This window comes from Streptomyces sp. AK010, assembly GCF_014207295.1.
Taxonomy (GTDB): Bacteria; Actinomycetota; Actinomycetes; order Streptomycetales; family Streptomycetaceae; genus Streptomyces; species Streptomyces massasporeus.
Genome location: NZ_JACHCX010000004.1, coordinates 216915 through 235736 on the forward strand (window position 1 = coordinate 216915; position 18822 = coordinate 235736).

General features: G+C 71.7%; 18 protein-coding genes. 9 read left to right on the top strand and 9 right to left on the bottom strand.

Annotated features, from left to right (window positions below):
* Window positions 1-10 precede the first annotated feature (10 nt).
* From HDC93_RS09795 to HDC93_RS09805, 3 genes are all read right to left on the bottom strand, one after another.
* Window positions 11-508 carry a GNAT family N-acetyltransferase gene (locus tag HDC93_RS09795; protein ID WP_185009643.1) on the bottom strand — a complete coding sequence of 166 codons (498 nt, stop codon included), beginning with the start codon at window positions 506-508 and terminating at the stop codon, window positions 11-13.
* Window positions 509-565: 57 nt separating this feature from the next.
* A complete protein-coding gene (locus HDC93_RS09800) occupies window positions 566-1060 on the bottom strand; it encodes an RNA polymerase sigma factor (protein WP_185009228.1) in 495 nt (164 codons plus the stop codon).
* A 109-nt stretch (window positions 1061-1169) separates the two neighbouring features.
* The gene (locus HDC93_RS09805; protein WP_185009230.1) at window positions 1170-2330 is read right to left on the bottom strand and encodes a glycerophosphodiester phosphodiesterase; all 1161 of its coding nucleotides are present in this window, start codon (window positions 2328-2330) and stop codon (window positions 1170-1172) included.
* A 385-nt stretch (window positions 2331-2715) separates the two neighbouring features.
* Here HDC93_RS09805 and HDC93_RS09810 point away from each other — a divergent pair, with 385 nt between their 5' ends.
* Complete coding sequence (locus HDC93_RS09810) at window positions 2716-3390, top strand: 1-acyl-sn-glycerol-3-phosphate acyltransferase (protein WP_185009232.1); 675 nt, start codon at window positions 2716-2718, stop codon at window positions 3388-3390.
* A 286-nt stretch (window positions 3391-3676) separates the two neighbouring features.
* Here the strand turns inward: HDC93_RS09810 and HDC93_RS09815 are convergent, their stop codons facing one another.
* The 4 genes from HDC93_RS09815 to argH all read right to left on the bottom strand — a co-directional run bounded on the left by HDC93_RS09815 (window position 3677) and on the right by argH (window position 8430).
* Entirely contained in the window at window positions 3677-5209 is a 1533-nt protein-coding gene (locus tag HDC93_RS09815; protein ID WP_185009234.1) for an MFS transporter, read from the bottom strand.
* The gene (locus HDC93_RS09820; protein ID WP_221516458.1) at window positions 5206-5757 is read right to left on the bottom strand and encodes a TetR/AcrR family transcriptional regulator; all 552 of its coding nucleotides are present in this window, start codon (window positions 5755-5757) and stop codon (window positions 5206-5208) included. Before HDC93_RS09820 ends, HDC93_RS09815 begins: the two co-directional genes overlap by 4 nt.
* Before the next feature lie 89 nt (window positions 5758-5846).
* Window positions 5847-6818 carry an aldo/keto reductase gene (locus HDC93_RS09825; protein WP_185009238.1) on the bottom strand — a complete coding sequence of 324 codons (972 nt, stop codon included), beginning with the start codon at window positions 6816-6818 and terminating at the stop codon, window positions 5847-5849.
* Window positions 6819-6996: 178 nt separating this feature from the next.
* A complete protein-coding gene (gene argH / locus HDC93_RS09830) occupies window positions 6997-8430 on the bottom strand; it encodes an argininosuccinate lyase (RefSeq protein WP_185009240.1) in 1434 nt (477 codons plus the stop codon).
* A gap of 307 nt (window positions 8431-8737) precedes the next feature.
* On the opposite strand from argH, the gene HDC93_RS09835 reads away from it, so the two are divergent.
* From HDC93_RS09835 to HDC93_RS09845, 3 genes are all read left to right on the top strand, one after another.
* The gene (locus HDC93_RS09835) at window positions 8738-9613 is read left to right on the top strand and encodes a hypothetical protein (protein ID WP_185009242.1); all 876 of its coding nucleotides are present in this window, start codon (window positions 8738-8740) and stop codon (window positions 9611-9613) included.
* A 139-nt stretch (window positions 9614-9752) separates the two neighbouring features.
* Window positions 9753-10340, top strand: a complete 588-nt coding sequence (locus HDC93_RS09840) for a pyridoxamine 5'-phosphate oxidase family protein (RefSeq protein ID WP_185009244.1) — start codon at window positions 9753-9755, stop codon at window positions 10338-10340.
* Window positions 10341-10343: 3 nt separating this feature from the next.
* Window positions 10344-11042 carry a L,D-transpeptidase gene (locus HDC93_RS09845; protein WP_185009246.1) on the top strand — a complete coding sequence of 233 codons (699 nt, stop codon included), beginning with the start codon at window positions 10344-10346 and terminating at the stop codon, window positions 11040-11042.
* Here HDC93_RS09845 and HDC93_RS09850 read toward each other — a convergent pair.
* Together HDC93_RS09850 and HDC93_RS09855 are read right to left on the bottom strand one after the other, a co-directional pair.
* Window positions 11029-12477, bottom strand: a complete 1449-nt coding sequence (locus tag HDC93_RS09850; protein ID WP_185009248.1) for a cell wall metabolism sensor histidine kinase WalK — start codon at window positions 12475-12477, stop codon at window positions 11029-11031. The two genes, HDC93_RS09845 and HDC93_RS09850, sit on opposite strands and share 14 nt — an antisense overlap.
* A gap of 5 nt (window positions 12478-12482) precedes the next feature.
* Window positions 12483-13223, bottom strand: coding sequence for a response regulator transcription factor (locus HDC93_RS09855; RefSeq protein ID WP_185009250.1), 741 nt, complete (start codon window positions 13221-13223; stop codon window positions 12483-12485).
* A gap of 149 nt (window positions 13224-13372) precedes the next feature.
* On the opposite strand from HDC93_RS09855, the gene HDC93_RS09860 reads away from it, so the two are divergent.
* From HDC93_RS09860 to HDC93_RS09880, 5 genes are read left to right on the top strand one after another with little or no spacing between them, the layout of a single operon-like run.
* The gene (locus HDC93_RS09860) at window positions 13373-14725 is read left to right on the top strand and encodes a ferric reductase-like transmembrane domain-containing protein (RefSeq protein WP_185009252.1); all 1353 of its coding nucleotides are present in this window, start codon (window positions 13373-13375) and stop codon (window positions 14723-14725) included.
* A gap of 10 nt (window positions 14726-14735) precedes the next feature.
* Complete coding sequence (locus HDC93_RS09865; RefSeq protein ID WP_185009254.1) at window positions 14736-15188, top strand: FMN-binding protein; 453 nt, start codon at window positions 14736-14738, stop codon at window positions 15186-15188.
* A 59-nt stretch (window positions 15189-15247) separates the two neighbouring features.
* Window positions 15248-16630, top strand: coding sequence for a ferric reductase-like transmembrane domain-containing protein (locus HDC93_RS09870; protein WP_062925841.1), 1383 nt, complete (start codon window positions 15248-15250; stop codon window positions 16628-16630).
* A gap of 40 nt (window positions 16631-16670) precedes the next feature.
* On the top strand, window positions 16671-17726 hold the full coding sequence (locus HDC93_RS09875; RefSeq protein WP_185009256.1) for an FMN-binding protein: 1056 nt from the start codon (window positions 16671-16673) through the stop codon (window positions 17724-17726).
* Window positions 17719-18522 (top strand): FAD:protein FMN transferase, encoded by an 804-nt coding sequence (locus HDC93_RS09880; protein ID WP_311774527.1) that lies wholly within the window; start codon window positions 17719-17721, stop codon window positions 18520-18522. Before HDC93_RS09875 ends, HDC93_RS09880 begins: the two co-directional genes overlap by 8 nt.
* The last annotated feature ends 300 nt before the right edge of the window (window positions 18523-18822 follow it).

An 18822-nucleotide genomic window follows, 5' to 3' on the forward strand; every position in this document is an offset into this window, starting at 1 on the left:
AGGCCGGTCATCAAGCCGTCGCCGCGTAGGTACTCGCCGGCTTCTCCAGGACGATCATCGGTACGCCGTCGGCGCCCTGGGACGTGCCCACCGCCTCGTAGCCGACCTTGCGGTAGAGGCGGAGGTTGCCCTCGCTGCGGTGGCCGGTGTGAAGGCGGAAGCGGGTGGCGCCGTGCTGGCCGGCGAGGGCCGATTCGGCCGCCCGGAGAAGTCGGGCGCCGATGCCGTGGCCCTGGAGGCGGGGGTGGACGCAGAGCTTGCCGATCGCGGCGGCGCCGTCCTCGGTGGTCGCGCCGCGGACCGAGCCGACGACCTCCTCGCCGAGCCGGGCCACGAAGACGCAGTCGCGCGCGACTTCTTCGCGGACCGAGTCGAGGGTTTGGACGAGCGGGTCGATGCGGTAGTTCCCGTACAGAGCCGCCTCCGGCTGGAAGCACAGGTACTGCAGTCTGAAGATCTGCTCCGCGTCCTGCTCGGTCGCCGCAGAGATGGTCACGCTCATGCCCATGTGCGCACGCCTCCCGCTCATCTGATCACCTGTCGTCCCCCACTCCTATCCCCGCCCTCAGCGGGCCGCAACCTCCGGTGAGAGCAATCTCCGGAGGCATCCCAGGCATCTGGAACGTTCCGGGCCAAGACTGCCCTGTGAGATACCCAACTCCCCTGCGATTTCCCGGTATGTCGGGTCCTCCGGCGAGAGCAGGGCCTCCATCAGCCGGGGACAGCGGCCCGGGAGGCGACGCACGGCCTCGCGCAGGGCCCGGCCGCGGGCCGCGGCGAGGGCGAGCTGTTCGGGATCGCGCTCCCCGTCGTCGACCGGTTCGGCGGCGTACGACCGTTCGAGGCGGCTCGTACGGCGGGTGCGGCGCGCCTCGGAGCGGACGGCACGGCGGAGCCACTGCTGGGGGTCGGCCGGCGGGTCCTCGGCATCGAGGCGTTCCAGGAGCCGGAGCCAGACCGCCTGCTCCAGGTCGCCCGGCTCGGTTCCGAGGAAATATGCCTCCGCGGATGCCTCGGCGGTGAGCAGCGGGCGCAGGGCGGTGACCATGTCGTGCGTCATATGCGGAGCGACGCGGCCGCCCGGGCGGCGGGTTGCCCGGGCGGCCGAAGCTCACTCGGCCGGGGGGGGTGTGAGCTCGGATGTTGACGTGCTCGGATCCTGCCGGTGCTCAACCGTTGAAGTCCTCGCGGGCCAGCAGACCCGTGTCGGGCTGGTCGGTGAAGACGCCGTCGATGCCGGTCGCGAAGTACGCCTTGTACGCGCCGAAGACGTCGCCGTAGGCGTCCGCCTCCGCGCCCTTGCGGAAGTTCGCGGGCAGGAACGGGTTCTCGTTGCGCATGGTGTACGGGTGCAGGATCAGGCCCACCTTGTGCGCGTCGGAGACGAGGGTCGTCGGCCGGGTCAGGTTGCCCTGGGCGTCGCGCGGGATGACCAGGTCCAGGGTCGGGCCGATGCCCTGCGCGTAGGAGGCGATCTCCCTGAGGCCGGCCGGCGCGACCAGGTCGGCGACCGTGCGCGGGTCACCGGTCTCGACGAAGTCCCAGGGCCGGGAGTTCGCCGAGGAGAGCAGGACGACGAGCGGGTTGTCGACGAGCTTGTGCAGGCGCTGGATGCTGGTCGGCTCGAAGGACTGGAGGATGACCGGGGAGGTGCGCCGGTCCTTGCGGTGCTTGTGCAGCAGCTTGGCGACACGCTCCTCGAGCGGGAGGCCCAGCCGGCGGAAGTAGGTGGGGTGCTTGAGCTCGGGGTAGATCCACACCTGCTTGCCCCGCTTGCGGGTCTGCTCGTCCTGCCATCTGAGGACCTCTTCGAACGTGGGGATCTCCCAGCGGCCGTTGTAGAGGGTGTTGTGCGGGCGGTTGGCCGGGATGCGCTCGACCGCGCGCAGCGTCTTCAGCTCGGCGAGGGTGAAGTCCTCGGTGAACCAGCCGGTGGTGGAGACGCCGTCGAGCAGCGTGGTCTTCTTGCGGTCGGCGAACTCGGGGTGATCGGCGACGTCCGTGGTGCCGCCGATCTCCGGCTCGTGACGGCAGACCAGGTGACCGTCCTTCGTCGGGACCAGGTCGCCCGCCTCGACGATGTCGGCGCCCAGGTCGAGGGCCAGCTGGTACGAACCGAAGGTGTGCTCCGGGCGGTAGCCGCTGGCGCCGCGGTGGCCGATGATCGTCGGCTTGGGCAGGTTCCGCACTCCGCCGCCGTGCCGGGCGGCGTCGGCACGCGCGGTGCCGGCCATGCCGAGGACCGCTCCGCCGGCGCCGAGCACCGCCGCGCCGAGCAGGGCCCGCCGTCCGGTACCGCTCGCTTCTTCGTTCGACTCCTGCGTTCCCATGAGCGCCTCCCTGGCCGTTCGGCTCGTCAGTGCGGGCCGATCGTAAGGGCGCATACATGACGAGTGGGAGACGCCGGGCGGAACACACGGGTGATGTCGGATGTCGTAGTGGCTGGTGAGGAGGATGAGTTGACGGTCCATCGCGTCCGTTCGATTCGGTCCGGCCGTTCCGGGAACGCGTCCGACGGACCCCGGGGCGATGTGCGTCACATCATGTCGGCCGCGTTACGGACCGTCGGCGGGGCGCCACCGCAGGTAAACACGCGTCAACAGTGCGTAAGGCATCGGTGAAGTCGCCGTGCCCGATGTGCGCGATGCCCGGGGCCACGAGTATCGTCCTCACCTGCACAGACTCATACAGAACCCCTTGACACCGGAGGGCCCGTTGTCCCGCTTCGCGTTCATCAAGGCAGTGCTCGGCCCGGTCATGCGCCTGATGTTCCGCCCACAGGTGGAAGGTGCGGAGCACATTCCCGGCGATGGCCCGGTCATCCTGGCCGGCAACCACCTGACGTTCATCGACTCGATGATCCTGCCGCTGGTCTGCGACCGCCAGGTCGTCTTCATCGGCAAGGACGAGTACGTGACCGGCAAGGGCCTCAAGGGCCGGCTGATGGCGTGGTTCTTCACCGGTGTCGGCATGATCCCGGTGGACCGCGACGGCGGCCGGGGTGGTGTCGCCGCGCTGATGACCGGGCGTCGGGTGCTGGAGGCAGGCCGGATGTTCGGCATCTACCCGGAGGGGACGCGGTCGCCCGACGGGCGGCTGTACCGGGGGCGGACGGGGATCGCCCGGCTGACCCTGATGACGGGTGCGCCGGTGGTGCCGTTCGCGATGATCGGCACGGACAAGCTTCAGCCGGGTGGGGCGGGGTTGCCGCGGCCCGGGAAAGTCACCGTACGGTTCGGTGAGGCGATGGAGTTCTCCCGGTACGAGGGGATGGACCGGGACCGGTATGTGCTGCGGGCCGTGACCGACTCGGTGATGACCGAGGTCATGCAGCTGTCCGGGCAGGAGTATGTGGACATGTACGCGAGCAAGGCGAAGGAAGCGGCGTAGGTCTTTCCGGGCCCTTTGGGCTTTCCAGGCCCTTTGGGCTTTCCGGTGCGGGCGGGGTCGTATTGGCGATCCGTTGGCGGCTGCGGGTGAGTGGGGGCTTGTCGCGCAGTTCCCCGCGCCCCTGAGGTCGTGACCTCAGGGGCGCGGCCGGGTGGAACCCCGTGCACCTGTCGCGCCGTTCCCCGCGTCCTGAGGGCATGACCTCAAGGGCGTGGCCGAGTGGGACCCCGTGTCCGTGTCGCGCCGTTCCCCGCGCCCCGAGGGCGGGACCTCAAGGGCGTGGGACTTACGTGTGTTTCGTGGCGCCCTCCAGCTTCTGGCCCCTCAGCAGGAACCATGCCGCCACCGCCGCTGACAGTAGGACTGCCGCGCCCACCCCCGCCGCGAGGGCGAGGCCGTCGACGAAGGATGTGCGGGCCGCGTCCAGCATCGTCGCGGCGCTGTCGGCGGGCATCTGCGCGGCCGCCTCGACGGCGCCGCCCAGTGACTCGTGGGCCGCGGCCGGTGTGCCCGCGGGGCCGGTGAAGTCGCGGTAGACGCCGGTCACGATCGAGCCGAGCGCGGCGATACCGAGCGCGGCACCGAGTTCGTACGCCGTCTCGGACACGGCGGAGGCCGAACCCGCCTGCTCCTTGGGCACGCTGGAGAGGATCACGTCCGCCGTCACGGTGAACGAGAAGCCGGCGCCCACCCCGACCACCAGTAGCGCGGTACCGAGCAGCGGGTAGCCCGTGGACTGGTCGAGCACCGTGAGCGCGGCCAGAGCGAGGCCTATCGCCGCGAGGCCGCCGGAGACGACGGACCGCACCGAGAAGCGCCGGGCCACGCGCCCCGCGATCAGTCCGGCCACCACCGCGCCGATCGCCGCGGGGAGTTCTGCCAGCCCGGCCTCGAACGGGCGCCTGCCCTGGACGAGTTGCAGGTACTGGGACAGGAAGAACACCAGCCCGGACAAGCCGAGGATGGTCAGCAGGTCGGCCAGGACCGCCCCGCTGAAGCCGCGGTTGCGGAACAGCCGCATGTCGAGCAGCGGCGTCGGCAGCCTGAGCTGGCGGCGGACGAACCCGTACAGGGCGGCGGCGCCCAGCGGACCCGCAGCCAGGGCGCTCCACGCGAAGCCGTGGGTGGCGGCCTCCTTGATCGCGTACACGACGCCGATCATGCCGACCAGCGACAGCACGACGCTGAGCAGGTCCCAGGGGCCCGGGTTCGCGGTGCGCGACTCGGGCAGCAGCTTGATCCCGACGAGGACCAGGACGACCATCACGGGCAGGTTGATCAGGAAGACCGAGCCCCACCAGAAATGCTCCAGCAGGAACCCGCCGACGATCGGACCGACGGCCGTACCGGCGGAGGCGGTGGCGCCCCAGATGCCGACGGCGAGACTGCGCTCGCGCGGGTCGTGGAAGAGGTTGCGGATCAGGGCGAGCGTGGCCGGCATCAAGGTCGCGCCGGCGACGCCGAGCAGCGCCCGGGCGACGATCATCATCTCGGGTGTCGTGGCGTAGGCGTTGAACACGGATATCGCGCCGAACGCCGTCGCACCGATCAGCAGGATCCGCTTGCGGCCGATCCGGTCGCCGAGGCTGCCCATGGAGACGAGCAGACCGGCGATGACGAACGAGTAGACGTCGCCGATCCACAGCAGCTGGGTGCCGGAGGGCTTCAGGTCCTCGCTGATGTAGGGGGTCGCGAGACCGAGGACGGTCGCGTCGACGGCCACCAGCAGCACGGCGAGCACGAGAACGCCGAGCGCGAGCCAGCGGCCCGGGCGCTTCACGGCCTCCGTCGTCATCGTCGGCTGCAGGGTGCTGGTCATGATTCCTCTCTCCTGAGTGCGCCGCCGAGCAGCAGCTCGACGATCATGTGCTGGAAGTCATTGGGGGCGCCCTTGCCGCTGTGCACCATCCAGGCGCCGGAGGCCAGCAGGCCGTACAGCGCCTCGGTGAGCCAGGCGGGCGTGAGGTCGATGCGGAACTCGCCGCCGAGCTGGCCGCGCCGGAACAGAGCGGAGATCCGGTCGTCCATCAGGGTCCAGCCCGCGTTCAGCTCCTCACCCTCGAAGAGCTGGTTCTCGGAGTAGAGGAACGCGAGCAGCCCGGCGGCGGGCTCGATGGCTGCGACCAGCCGGCGTACGGCCTCGCTCGCCGTGCCCTCGTCGAGCCGGGCGGCGTCCAGTGCGGCCTCGCACTCGGCGATGCCCAGCGACTCCAGCGCGCGGACGAGGGCGTCCCGTCCGGCGAAGTGGCGGTGCAGCGTGGCCCGGCTGATTCCGGCGGCCTTGGCGACCTCGTCCATGGTCGCGGTGGATTTACGGGTCAGCAGGGCCGCGGCGGCGCGCAGCACATGCTCGGGATCGACAGCCATGAGACAAGCATAGACCACATGAGACATGAATGTCTCATCAGGGGCATGCGTGACTCACGGCTGCGGTGCTGGTGCGCGTGACGGGGTGATCAGTGCCAGGGCAGCTGTCCGCGCCGCTCCCAGTACGCGGGCGGGTCCTCCACCAGCGTGGCGAGGCGGCTCAGCTGGTCGTCGTCGAGGTCGACCACGGCCGCGTGCAGGTTCGAGGCGAGCTGGTTGGTGGTGGCGGCGCCGGAGAGGACGACACCGGCCCAGGGCTGCCGGAGGATCACGGCCAGGGCGACGGCGTCGCAGCCCAGCCCGGCCGTCTCGGCGATCTCCTTGACGAGGTCCGGGGCGTGCGGCCCGGCGAGCCGGCCGTTGGCCATGCCCTCCTTGACGATCACGGTGAGCCCCGCGTCGTGCGCCTCGGCGAGGGCGGGGCCGGCGGAGGTCTCCAGCGCGTTGTACGTGGACTGCACGGTACGGAAGAGGGATTCGCCGTCGACCGTCACGGCGAGGGCGGCGCGGATCGCGTCCGCCTGGGCGGGGCCGCTGGTGGAGAAGCCGACGGTGAGGCCCTGCGCGGCGGCCTCCGCGAGCTTCGCGTGCAGTTCCTTGTCGGTGAGGGCCGGGCTGTCCGGGGTCACCGAGTGGATCTGGTAGAGGTCGAGCCGCTCGCCGAGCAGGGCGTCGCTCTCCGCGCGCTGCCGTTCATAGGTGGCGAGGGTGTGGTCCTTGACCTCGTGCTTCTCGGCGTCGGTGGACCAGTCGGCGGTGTAGGTGTACCCCCACTTGCTGCCCACGACGATGTCGTCGAGGCCGGGCCTGTCCTTGAGCCAGTCGGCGAGGAACTCCTCGGAGCGGCCGTAGGAACGGGCGACGTCGAAGTAGCGGACACCCTGGGCGTAGGCGGCGTCGAGGAGTTCGTGGGTGCGGGTGCGCAGCGTTTCGACGCTGCGGTCCTCTCCGAGGTCCTCGTCCCGGCCGAGGTTGATATAGCCGGGGCGTCCTACGGCGGCGAGGCCAAGGCCGATGTGGCAGGTGGGGGTTGTCGCTGCGGCCAGGCGGGCGAAGGGCATCGCGGGCTCCGTTCGGTTCGGCTCCGGTTCGGCTCCGACTCAACGTAACCCGCGATGACCTGCGCCTCGGAGCTCGGGGCTCGGGGTGTTTCGGCGCGTGCGGGTCGTCTTCGCCTGTGCGCGCCCACGCGGCGGAGCCGCACATCGCCACAGCCCCGCGCTCCCGAGGGCGACGACCTCAGCCCTGCTGCCTGGCCAGGGCCCACTCGTGCTGCGCCGCCACGTCGGCCCTCACCTCTGCCAGCTGGACGGCGACCGCGCTCGGGGCCGTGCCGCCCCTGCCGTTGCGGGAGGCCAGGGCGCCGGGGACGCTGAGGACCGTGCGGACCTCGGGGGTCAGATGGGCGGAGATCTTGGCGAACTGCTCGTCCGTCAGCCCGTCCAGTTCCTTGCCCTCGGCCTCGGCAACCTTCACGCACTCGCCGGCGACCTCGTGGGCCACGCGGAACGGGACACCCTGCTTGACCAGCCACTCGGCGATGTCCGTGGCGAGGGAGAAGCCGGCCGGGGCCAGTTCCTCCATGCGCTCGCGGTGGACGGTGAGGGTGGCCATCATGCCGGTGAAGGCCGGGAGCAGGACCTCCAGCTGGTCGATGGAGTCGAAGACCGGCTCCTTGTCCTCCTGGAGGTCGCGGTTGTACGCGAGCGGGAGGGCCTTGAGCGTGGCCATCAGGCCCGTCAGGTTGCCGATGAGGCGGCCCGACTTGCCGCGGGCCAGCTCGGCGACGTCCGGGTTCTTCTTCTGCGGCATGATCGACGAGCCCGTGGAGAACGCGTCGTGCAGGGTCACGAAGGAGAACTCCTTCGTGTTCCAGATGATGATCTCCTCGGCGATGCGGGAGAGGTTGACCCCGATCATCGCCGTGATGAAGGCGAACTCGGCGACGAAGTCGCGGGAGGCCGTGCCGTCGATGGAGTTGCCGGCCGAGCCGTGTTCAAAGCCGAGGTCCTTCGCCACCGCCTCAGGGTCCAGCCCGAGGGAGGAGCCCGCGAGGGCGCCCGAGCCGTAGGGCGAGACCGCCGTACGGGCGTCCCACTGGCGCAGCCGTTCCGCGTCCCGGGAGAGGGACTGGACGTGGGCCAGGACGTGGTGGGCGAAGAGGACGGGCTGGGCGTGCTGGAGGTGCGTGCGGCCGGGCATGGCCACGTCCGGGTGGGCTTCGGCGAGGCCGATCAGCGCGTCCTGGAGTTCGGCGATCAGGCCGCCGACGATCCGGGCGTGGTCGCGCAGGTACATGCGGAAGAGCGTCGCGACCTGGTCGTTGCGGGAACGGCCCGCGCGCAGCTTGCCGCCGAGGTCCGGGCCGAGGCGCTCCAGGAGGCCGCGCTCCAGGGCGGTGTGGACGTCCTCGTCGGCGATCGTGCCCACGAAGGAGCCGTCGGCGACGTCCGCCTCCAGCTGGTCCAGCCCGGCGATCATGCGGGTCAGCTCGTCGGCCGTGAGCAGGCCGGCCTTGTGCAGCACGCGCGCGTGGGCACGCGAACCGGCGATGTCGTACGGCGCGAGCCGCCAGTCGAAGTGGACGGACGCGGACAGCTTCGCCAGGGCCTCGGCGGGTCCGTCGGCGAAACGGCCGCCCCAGAGCCGGACATCACCGCTGTTGCTGCTCACCTGCTGCGCTCCTCAATGGATGTGGATGTGCCACCGGCTTCCCGCCCGGGGGCGTGGAGACGGTCATCACGCTACTGCTCAGGGCAGATCACCGACATGCATGAGTATGCAGAGCTCTGCATGATTCGTCAATCCGGCGCGGATCGGCGCACGATCTCCGACCAGGCGACCGGCGGGCGATTTCCGGCCGGGCGAGAGAAATTTGAAGATCCTTTGAACGCGGGAAACCGCTTACCCGTACCTCTCGCCGAACGCAGGCGCCGCGTTACGACATCGACGACACCCCGACCCCTAGTGAGGCATCCGCATGTCCAGGGCTCTTCCGAAGTACAACAAGCGTCGCGTCACGTTCATCGGCGGCGCCGCCGCGGTGGCGCTCTCCGGCACGGTGATCGCCGGCTTCGCCCTCGCCGGGGAGGGCTCCAAGAGCGACGGGACCAGCGCCCGGACACTCGCGGGCCCCGGCACGATCACCTGCCCGGACGTCAAGTCGAAGCTCCCCGCGGTCCCCGCCTCCGCCAAGGCCGAGGTCGACCGCAACCTGACCCTGCTCAACACGCAGATACAGGAAGCCAACAAGCGCCTGGTCGACACCGTCGGCCAGGGCGGCCCGAACTTCGTCCAGAACGCCATCCTCGGCCCGCTCAAGGACAAGCGCGTCTCCACCGTCAACCGCATCGCCACCGCCATCGGCCGCACCGCCGCCAAGCCGCAGGGCCTGGACTCCCTGGCCGCCTGCACGCTCAACGGCGCGGGCACCAACGCGGGCGGCGGCGCGGCCGGCAAGCCGCAGGCGGGCGGCAACGCCGGGAATACCGGCAACACCGGCAACACCGGCAACACCGGCAACGCCGGGAACGCCGGGAACGCGGGCAACGGCGGCGGCGGCGCAGGCACGATCACCTGCCCGGACGTCAAGTCGAAGCTCCCCGCGGTCCCCGCCTCCGCCAAGGCCGAGGTCGACCGCAACCTGACCCTGCTCAACACGCAGATCCAGGAAGCCAACAAGCGCCTGGTCGACACCGTCGGCCAGGGCGGCCCGAACTTCGTCCAGAACGCCATCCTCGGCCCGCTCAAGGACAAGCGCGTCTCCACCGTCAACCGCATCGCCACCGCCATCGGCCGCACCGCCGCCAAGCCGCAGGGCCTGGACTCCCTGGCCGCCTGCACGCTCACCAAGTGAGGTGACAGGCGCTGTGGCCGCCCCGTGGATGCGCCGGCCGGGGCGGCCACTCAGACGCCTGCCCGCGGGGTCCGGCAGAGGTGACCGGACCCCGCAATTCCTTAGACAGCCAAAAGATTAACGGCAATAATCGTTCGACATGGGAAAGACTCACGAGCGCATAGACGGCCGGCTCCGCACCTTCATCGAGGCGCAGCCGGTCTTCTTCACCGCCACCGCGCCTCTGGCCGCCGACGGCACCGTCAACCTCTCCCCCAAGGGCCTGACGGGCTCCTTCGTGGTGCTCGACGAGCTCACGGTGGCCTACCTCGACTTCGCCGGTTCCAATGCCGAGACCATCGCCCATCTGCGGGAGAACGGGCGCATCACCCTGATGTGGTGCGCCTTCCAGGGGCCGCCGAACATCGTCCGCGTGCACGGCAGGGGCGAGCCGGTCTTCCGTGACGACCCCCGCTTCGGGGAACTGCTCGCGCGCTTCCCCGGCATCGACCCGACGCCGCACGGTCTGCGGGCGATCATCGTGGTCACCGCCGAACTCGTCCGCGACACCTGCGGCTACGGGGTGCCGCTCATGGCGTACGAGGAGGACCGGGATCTGCACGGCAAGCGTTTCGCCCGCGAGGACGACGCGTCGCTGAGCGCCTATTTCACCAAGAAGGAGCACATCGCCACCAGCCTGGACGGACTACCCGGACTGCCGCTGCCGCTCCCTCCCTCTACCGTCTGAGGCATGCGCCCCGGTGCCGCCGCCCTCGCCCTCTCCGCCCTGGTCGTGCTCGGCTCCGCGCCGCCCGCGCCCGCGCCGCCACTACCGGCCCGGATGGCGGACACCGGCGGCGGCACCCAGCTGATCACCGCGGTGGCCCCGGAGCGGGCCTCGACGACGGGGACCGTCACCTGGTGGGACCGCTCGGACGGGCGCTGGGTGAAGCGGGGTTCCGCGCCCGCCCGCTTCGGGGCGAACGGTCTCGTCGCGGGCACCGCCCGCAAGCAGGGCACGAACACCACACCGACCGGTCTGTACGGCCTGCCGTACGCCTTCGGGATCAAGGCGGCGCCGAGTGGGACGGCGTACTTCTACCGCAGGGTGCACCAGGACTCCTGGTGGTGCCAGGACAACGACTCCCTCTCCTACAACCGCTGGACGGAGCCACGCGCAGCGGACTGCCGGGCCGCCGAGTCCGAACATCTGATCGACTACTCGACGCAGTACGCGCACGCGCTCGTCGTCGGCTTCAACTACGAGCGTCCCGTGCGGGGGCGGGGCGCGGGCATCTTCCTCCACGTCAGCGGGCGGGGGGCGACGGCCGGTTGTGTTTCGGTGCCCGAGGAGGCGATGCGGCGCATCCTTGCCTGGGTGCGCCCCGGAGGCGTACCGCACCTGGCGATCGGTACGAGCGGCGGACGGACGGCGATCACCCGGTACTGAGCCGCACGGTGAAGGTGGTCGAGCCCGGCCTGCTGTCCAGCTCCACACCGCCGCCGTGCGCCTGCGCCACCGCGGCCACGATCGACAGCCCGAGGCCGGCACCGCCGCCCACCGCGTCCGCGCGGCGGCGGTGCTCCGCCCGGGTGAAGCGTTCGAAGACCCCCGGCTGAATGTCCTCCGGGATGCCCGGGCCGTCGTCGTGCACCCGGAGGACGGCCGACGTGCCGTCGCCCGCCAGGGACACCGTCACCCAGGTATCGGGAGGAGTGTGCTGGCGGGCGTTGGCCAGCAGATTGGCCAGCAACTGCTGGAGGCGGTGCTCGTCGCCGGTGACCGTGACCGGCTCCTGCGGAAGGTCCAGGGCCCAGTGGTGACCGGGCCCGGCGGCACGGGCGTCGGTGGCGGCGTCGAGGACCAGCCGGGTGAGGTCGACCGGGCCGCGTTCCAGAGGACGGCCCGCGTCCAGCCGGGCCAGCAGCAGCATCTCGTCGACCATCTCCCCCATACGGCCCGACTCGGCGGCGATGCGTTCCAGGGCCCGGGTGATCTCCGGGGGCACGGGGCCGGGGTGCAGCAGCGCGAGCTCCGCGTGACCGCGCACCGACGCGACCGGGGTGCGCAGTTCGTGACTGGCGTCGGCGGCGAAGCCGCGTAGCCGCTCCTCGCTCGCGTGGCGCCGGAGCAACGCGTCCTCGACGTGCCCGAGCATGCGGTTGAAGGCGGCCGCGACCTGGCCCACCTCGCTGCGCGGATCGGTTTCGGGTGCCCTCGGCGGCAGCGTGACCTCACCGCTGGCCAGGGGCAGTTCGCTGACGCGGGTGGCGGTCGCGGCGACCCGGCTCAGCGGTCTGAGCGACCAGCGCACCCACAGGGCACCGGCCACGCCGGTGACGGTCAGTGCCGCACCGAAGACGACGGCGGCGACCAGTTCCAGCCGGTGGACGACGGCCTCCACCGGCTCCAGGGGCAGGCCGGTGATCAGGACGTCGCCGTCGGCGCCCCGGGAGGCCATGACCCGGTAGGAGTCCAGGCCGGAGAGGTCGACGGTGTGCCCCGCGCCGTCCTGGGGTACCGCGCGGAGCTGATCGCGGTCGGCCGCGGTCAGGGAGACGGCGCCGACGCTGCCGGGCCGGACCACGGCGGCGTGGGTGACCACCCCACCGACGAGGCAGGCGCCGAACGTGCCGGTCGGCTGTCGGCGGGTGTCACCGCGCTCGTCGCCGTCGTGGTCGTCGGGGAGCCGGCCACCGTGCTCCAGACTCTCGGGGAACCGGTTGCCCGCCTGGGCCAGCTGCTGATCGAGCCGTCCGACAAGGAAGCCGCTCAGCTCGATGACGGCGGCCAGACCGACCGCTGCGCAGCTCACCGCGAGCAGCACGACCAGGCCGAAGGTGAGCCGGGCGCGCAGGGTGCGCGGGCGCGGCAGGTGCCGCACGCCCGTCACGGTGTCACCGGCTTGAGCAGGTATCCGGCTCCGCGCACGGTGTGGATCATCGGCTCGCGCCCTGCGTCGATCTTCTTGCGCAGATAGGAGATGTACAGCTCGACGACGTGGGCCCGGCCTCCGAAGTCGTAGGACCAGACCCGGTCGAGGATCTGCGCCTTGCTGAGGACGCGCCGGGGGTTGCGCATCAGGAAGCGGAGCAGCTCGAACTCGGTGGGCGACAGCTCGATCAGCTCCCCCGCACGGGTGACCTCGTGGGAATCCTCGTCCAGGACCAGGTCGCCGACGGTGAGCCGGGGCCCGTCCTCCAGCTGCCGGGCCATGCCGGCGCGGCGCAGCAGTCCGCGCAGGCGGGCGATGACCTCCTCCAGGCTGAAAGGCTTGGTCACGTAGTCGTCGCCGCCCGCGGTGATGCCGGCGATCCGGTCCTCCACCGCGTCGCGAGCCGTCAGGAACAGCACGCAGACGTCCGGCTTCACGGCATGCAGCAAGCGCAGCACCGCGAAGCCGTCGGTGTCCGGGAGCATGACGTCGAGGACGACCGCGTCCGGCATCAGCTCCCGGGCGCCGGCGACGGCGGAGGAGCCGTCGGCGGCCGCACTGACCTGCCAGCCCTCGTAGCGCAGGGCGCCGCAGAGCACCTCGGCGAGGTCGGGGTCGTCGTCGACTACGAGGACGCGCAGCGGACTGCCGTCCGGGCGGGTGAGGGCCGGGTGTCCCGGTCTGGTGGTGTTCATCTCCCCTCCAGGATCACTCCCCCCGGGCTCTCGGCCGGACGGGCAACGCTCTGAGTTTCCTCTGAGCCGGCCCGCACGGCCTCCGTTCAGAGGGTGCTCAGAGGTTGCGGCGGCACAGTGACGTCCCGGACCGGCGAAAGGACGTGCGGATGACCACCGTGGACGAGCGGCGAGCGGCGCAGGCCCCGGCACCGCCCGGCCGGCGCTCACCCGCGGGCGCCGTGCTCGCGCTGCTGTGGGGCGGGGCGGCGGCCGTGGTCGCCCTGTGGTGGACGGACACGAGCTCGGTGGTGGGCGTGGCGGACTGGCTCACCGGGGCCGGTCGCATCACCGGGCTGCTGGCGGGGTACGCGTGCGCGGTCATCGTCGGGCTGATGGCGCGGGTGCCGGTGTTGGAGCGGGGGGTCGGTTCCGACCGGGTGGCCCGCTGGCACGCCCGGGCCGGCCGCTGCACGATCGGGCTGGTCCTCGCGCACGTCGTGCTGATCCTGCTCGGGTACGCCGCCCAGGACGGCGCCTCGCTCGTGCGCGAGACGCTGACGGTGGTACTGCACTACCCGGACATGCTGAAGGCGACAGCGGGCACGGCCGTGCTCGTCGCGGTCGGCATCACCTCCGCGCGTGCCGTGCGCCACCGGACCAGCCACGAGTTCTGGTACCACGTCCATCTGCTGACCTACGGCGCGGTCTTCCTCGCGTTCTTCCACCAGCTCACCCTCGGCAACGACCTCAGCGGGCACCCGCTCGCCACGGCTTTCTGGTACGCGCTCTACATCGGTGTCGCGGCCCTGGTGCTGTGGTACCGGATCCTGGTGCCGGTGCGGTTGAACCTGCGGCACCGGCTGCGCGTGGAGTCGGTGCACCCGGAGGCGCCGGGCGTGCACTCCGTCGTCCTGCGGGGGCGGTGGCTGGACGAACTCGCTGCCCGGCCGGGGCAGTTCTTCCGCTGGCGGTTCCTCGGCGCGGGTCTGGGCCGGGTGTCGACGCCGTACTCGCTGTCGGCGCCGCCGCAGCGGGACCGGATGCGCATCACGGTCAAGGCACTGGGCGACCACAGCGCGGCCGTCCGCCGGCTGCGGCCCGGCACCCGGGTGTGGGCGGAGGGGCCGTACGGCTCGCTCACGGAGGACCGGCGGACCTCCCCCAAGGCCCTGCTGGTCGCCGCCGGGGTCGGCATCACGCCGCTGCGCGCCCTCTTCGAGACGCTGCCCGGCGAGGTCACCCTCCTTTACCGGGCCCGCAGCGCCGAGGACCTGGCGCTGGCCGGTGAACTGGAGGCCATCGCGCACCGGCGGGGCGCGAGGCTGCTGTACGCGCTCAACGCCCCGGACGGCAGACGGCCCTCGCTCACGGCCGGGAGTCTGCGCGCGGCGATTCCCGACCTGTCCCGTCACGACGTGTACGTGTGCGGCCCGCACGGCTTCGCCCACGACCTGTACGAGGCACTGCGCACCGCCGGCGTACCGGACCGTCGTATCCACCACGAGTCGTTCGAACTGTGAGGCCGCACCCGTGCACCCGTTGAAGAAGGACCGGCCGCTGCGCCGGATCGTGCTGGTCAGTGCCGCCACCGTCAGCGGGGTCGTGCTCCTGCTGTCTCTGAAGCCGCACACGGTGCCGGAGGCCCCGTCGGCGGTGCCCGCTCCGTCCAGCGGCTCCAGCGCGGCCGAGGGGTCCGCGGCCGGCGGCACCAAGAGCGTCACCGGAGAGGCGGCGCAGACCCGCTGGGGCCCGGTGCAGGTGCGGATCACACTGGAGAACGGCCGGATCACCGACGTCACCGCCGTCCGGTTCCCGACGGGCAACCCGCGGGACCAGGAGATCAGCAGCTACTCCCTGCCCCGGCTGCGCGCCGAGGCGCTGCAGTCCCAGAGCGCGGACATCGACTCGGTCTCCGGGGCCTCGTACACGAGTGACGGTTACCGGCGGTCACTCCAGTCCGCGCTCGACTCCGCACGCAGATGAACGAACCGGCACCGGCGCACGTATCTGTGGGCCAAGGGTCAAGTCCCCACGGAGGAACCGTGACCACCACGCTCGCAGGCGGACGTGCCGCCCGCCGCCAGACGATGCGCCGCATCCGCCCGCGCCGCTCCCCGGCCGTCCCGCTGCTGATCGCCCTGTGGGCCGGTGCCGCGGCCGTGCTGTGGCTGTGGTGGGACAACACACCGTCCCTCGCGGACAACACGAGCAAGATCCTGGCCGCGGGCCGGATCACCGGCCTGCTCGCCGGCTACCTCATGGCGCTGGTGGTGCTCCAGATGGCCCGGGTGCCCGCGCTGGAGCGCCGCGTGGGCACCGACCGGGTCGCGCGCTGGCACGCCATGACCGGCCGCTACACGCTCTGCCTGGTCCTCGCCCACGTCTTCCTCATCATGTGGGGCTACGCCCTCCAGGCGGGCAAGGGGCTCGGCGACATCGTCCAGCAGACGACCGACTCCATCAACCAGCTGCCGGACATGGGCAAGGCCGCCATCGGCACGGGCCTGCTGTTCCTCATCGGGATCCTGTCGATCGGCGGGGTGCGCCGCCTGATCGGCTACGACACCTGGTACCACGTGCACCTGCTCACGTACGCGGCCGTGTACCTGACGTTCTGGCACCAGATCACCACCGGCAACGAGTTCGCCGTCGAGCCCGCCGCGAAGACCTTCTGGTACGGGCTGTACGGCGTGGTGACGGCGCTGGTCGTCTGGTACCGGATCCTCACCCCGATCCGGCTGAACATGCGGCACCGCATGCGGGTGGCAGCGGTCATCGAGGAGACCCCGGGGATCGTGTCCGTGCTGATCAGCGGGCGCAAGCTGCACCGGATGGGCGCGGAGGCCGGGCACTTCTTCCGCTGGCGGTTCAAGGCGCCGGGCATGCGCTTCAGCTCCCACCCCTACTCGCTGTCGGCGGCGCCCCGCCCGGACATGCTGCGGATCACGGTCAAGGCGATCGGCGACCACACCTCCCGGCTGCGTGATCTCGAGCCCGGCACCAAGGTGTGGGCCGAGGGCCCGTACGGCGCGATGACCGCGCAGCGCCGCAGCCGCGGCAAGGTGCTGCTGGTCGCGGGCGGGGTCGGCATCACCCCGATGCGGGCGCTGTTCGAGACACTGCCGGGCGCGTCCGGCGACATCACCCTTCTCTACCGCGCCAACACGACCCAGGACCTGGCCCTGTGGGGCGAGCTCGCCAAGATCGCGGACGAGCGCGGCGCCCGGCTGATGTACGCGGTCAACAGCCCGGAGGGCGAACGCCCCGACATCTCGGCGGAGTCCCTCCAGCGCAAGATCCCGGACATCGACGACCACGACGTCTTCATGTGCGGGCCGCCCGGCTTCGCCCAGTCGGTCTACGAGGCACTGCGCGGCGCGGGCGTGCCCGCCCGCCGCATCCATCACGAGTCGTTCGAGATGTGAGCGACGGGACACCAACAGCCCTTCAGGAGTTTGGGAAACGATGAGGAAGTCTCACCCCGTCCGGCGTGCCGTGCTCGCCGGCGCAGCCACCGTCTCCGGGATCGTGCTGCTGCTGTCGCTGAAGCCGGCCTCCGACCCGGGCTCCGCCCAGGCTGCGGGTCAGGCTCCGCCCGCGGCGGCCGGGCAGGCCCCGCAGGGCGGCGTGAACGGCGCGGTCACCGGTGACGCGGCGCAGACGCAGTACGGCGCCGTGCAGGTCCGTCTGACGATGAGCAGCGGCAAGATCACCCAGGCCGAGGCGGTCCAGGCACCCAAGGGCGGCCGAAGCGACCAGATCACGGCCAGCTCGGTGCCCCGCCTCAACCAGGCCGTCGTCGCGGCGCAGGGCGCGGAGATCGACGCGGTCTCGGGCGCCACGTACACCAGCGCCGGGTACAAGAAGTCCCTCCAGTCCGCGCTGGACAAGGCGAAGGCGTCCGCCGGAGCGCAGCAGGGCTCGGGTGGCGCGCAGACGCTGACCGGCGATGTCGCGCAGACGCAGTACGGGCCGGTCCAGGTGCGCGTGACCGTCGCGGGCGGGAAGATCACCAAGGCGGAGGCGGTCCAGGCACCCAAGGGCGGCCGCAGCGACCAGATCACCGCGAGCTCGGTGCCCCGCCTCAACCAGGCGGCCGTGGCGGCCGGGAACGCGGACATCGACGCGGTCTCGGGCGCGACGTACACCAGTGCCGGCTACAAGAAGTCCCTCCAGTCCGCGCTGGACAAGGCTCCGGCCGGAGACGGTTCCTCCCGGGCCGCGGGCTCGGTGGGCGGCCAGGCCGCGACGCAGACCCTCACCGGCAAGGCGGCTCAGACGCAGTACGGGCCGGTCCAGGTGCGGGTGACCGTGACCGGCGGGAAGGTCACCAAGGCCGAGGCGGTCCAGGCACCCGAGGGCGGCCGCAGCGACCAGATCACCTCCTCGTCCGTCCCCCGCCTCAACCAGGCGGCCGTCGCGGCCGGGAACGCGCAGATCGACGCCGTGTCCGGTGCGACGTACACCAGTGCCGGCTACAAGCAGTCCCTCCAGTCGGCGCTGGACCAGGCCGGTGGCTGACACGGTGGCCGACTCCGCACAGGCTCCCGCCGCGGTACGTCATGCCGAGGAGACGATGGGGACCGTCTTCTCCTTCGACGTCCGCGGCGGGGAACCGGCCGCCGTGCGCGCGGCCCTCGACGAGGCCGTCGCCGGGTTGCACCGGGTCGACGAGGTGTTCAGCACGTACCGCGAGGACAGCCAGATCTCACGGCTGCAGCGCGGGGAGGTGACCGTCGCGGAGTGCGATCCCGAGGTCGCCGAGGTGCTGGAACTGGCCGCGGAGGCGGAGCATCTGAGCGAGGGCTGGTTCAGCACGTCGTATCAGGGCCGCCTCGACCCGACCGGCATCGTCAAGGGCTGGGCGGTCGAGCGGGCGGCACGGCTGCTGGCGGAGGTGCCCGGGGTGTGCGGGGTGAGCCTGAACGGCGGCGGCGATGTGCAGTTGCTCGGGACACCGGGCGGGCAGCGGCCGTGGCGGGTGGGTGTCGCCGATCCGTTGCGGCCGGGGGGCCTGGCGGCGGTCATCTCGGCGGCCGGGGTGGACGAGCTGTCCGTGGCCACGTCCGGTACGGCGGAGCGGGGAGACCACATCGTCGATCCCCGTACGGGGCGCTCGGCGGTGACCGACCTGGTCGCCGTCACCGTGGTCGGGCCTCGGCTGACGTGGGCCGACTGCTGGGCGACGGCGGCGTTCGCGATGGGCTCACGGGAGGGGCTGGCGTGGCTGGAGTCACTGCCGGGTGTGGAGGCGCTGCTGATCACGGCCGGCGACGAGGTGCGCTGCACCGGAGGGTTGGCGGCGCGGCTGGGGTGAGCACCGGCTGGGGGCGGGGCGTCCGCAGCCCGGCGTAGCGGGGGTGCCGCCCTCCTTGGGACGGGTGCCGCCCTGGTGGCACGCATGCCCGCAGCAAAGCCGCCCCAGGGGCGCGGGGAACTGCGCGACCAGCCACAACCCACCCGCACACACCCCCCACCCGCACCCCAACGCCGCTCGCGGGCGCGGGGAACTGCGCAAACAACCACAACCCACCCGCACACACCCCCCACCCGCACCCCAACGCCGCTCGCGGGCGCGGGGAACTGCGCAAACAACCACAACCCACCCGCACACACC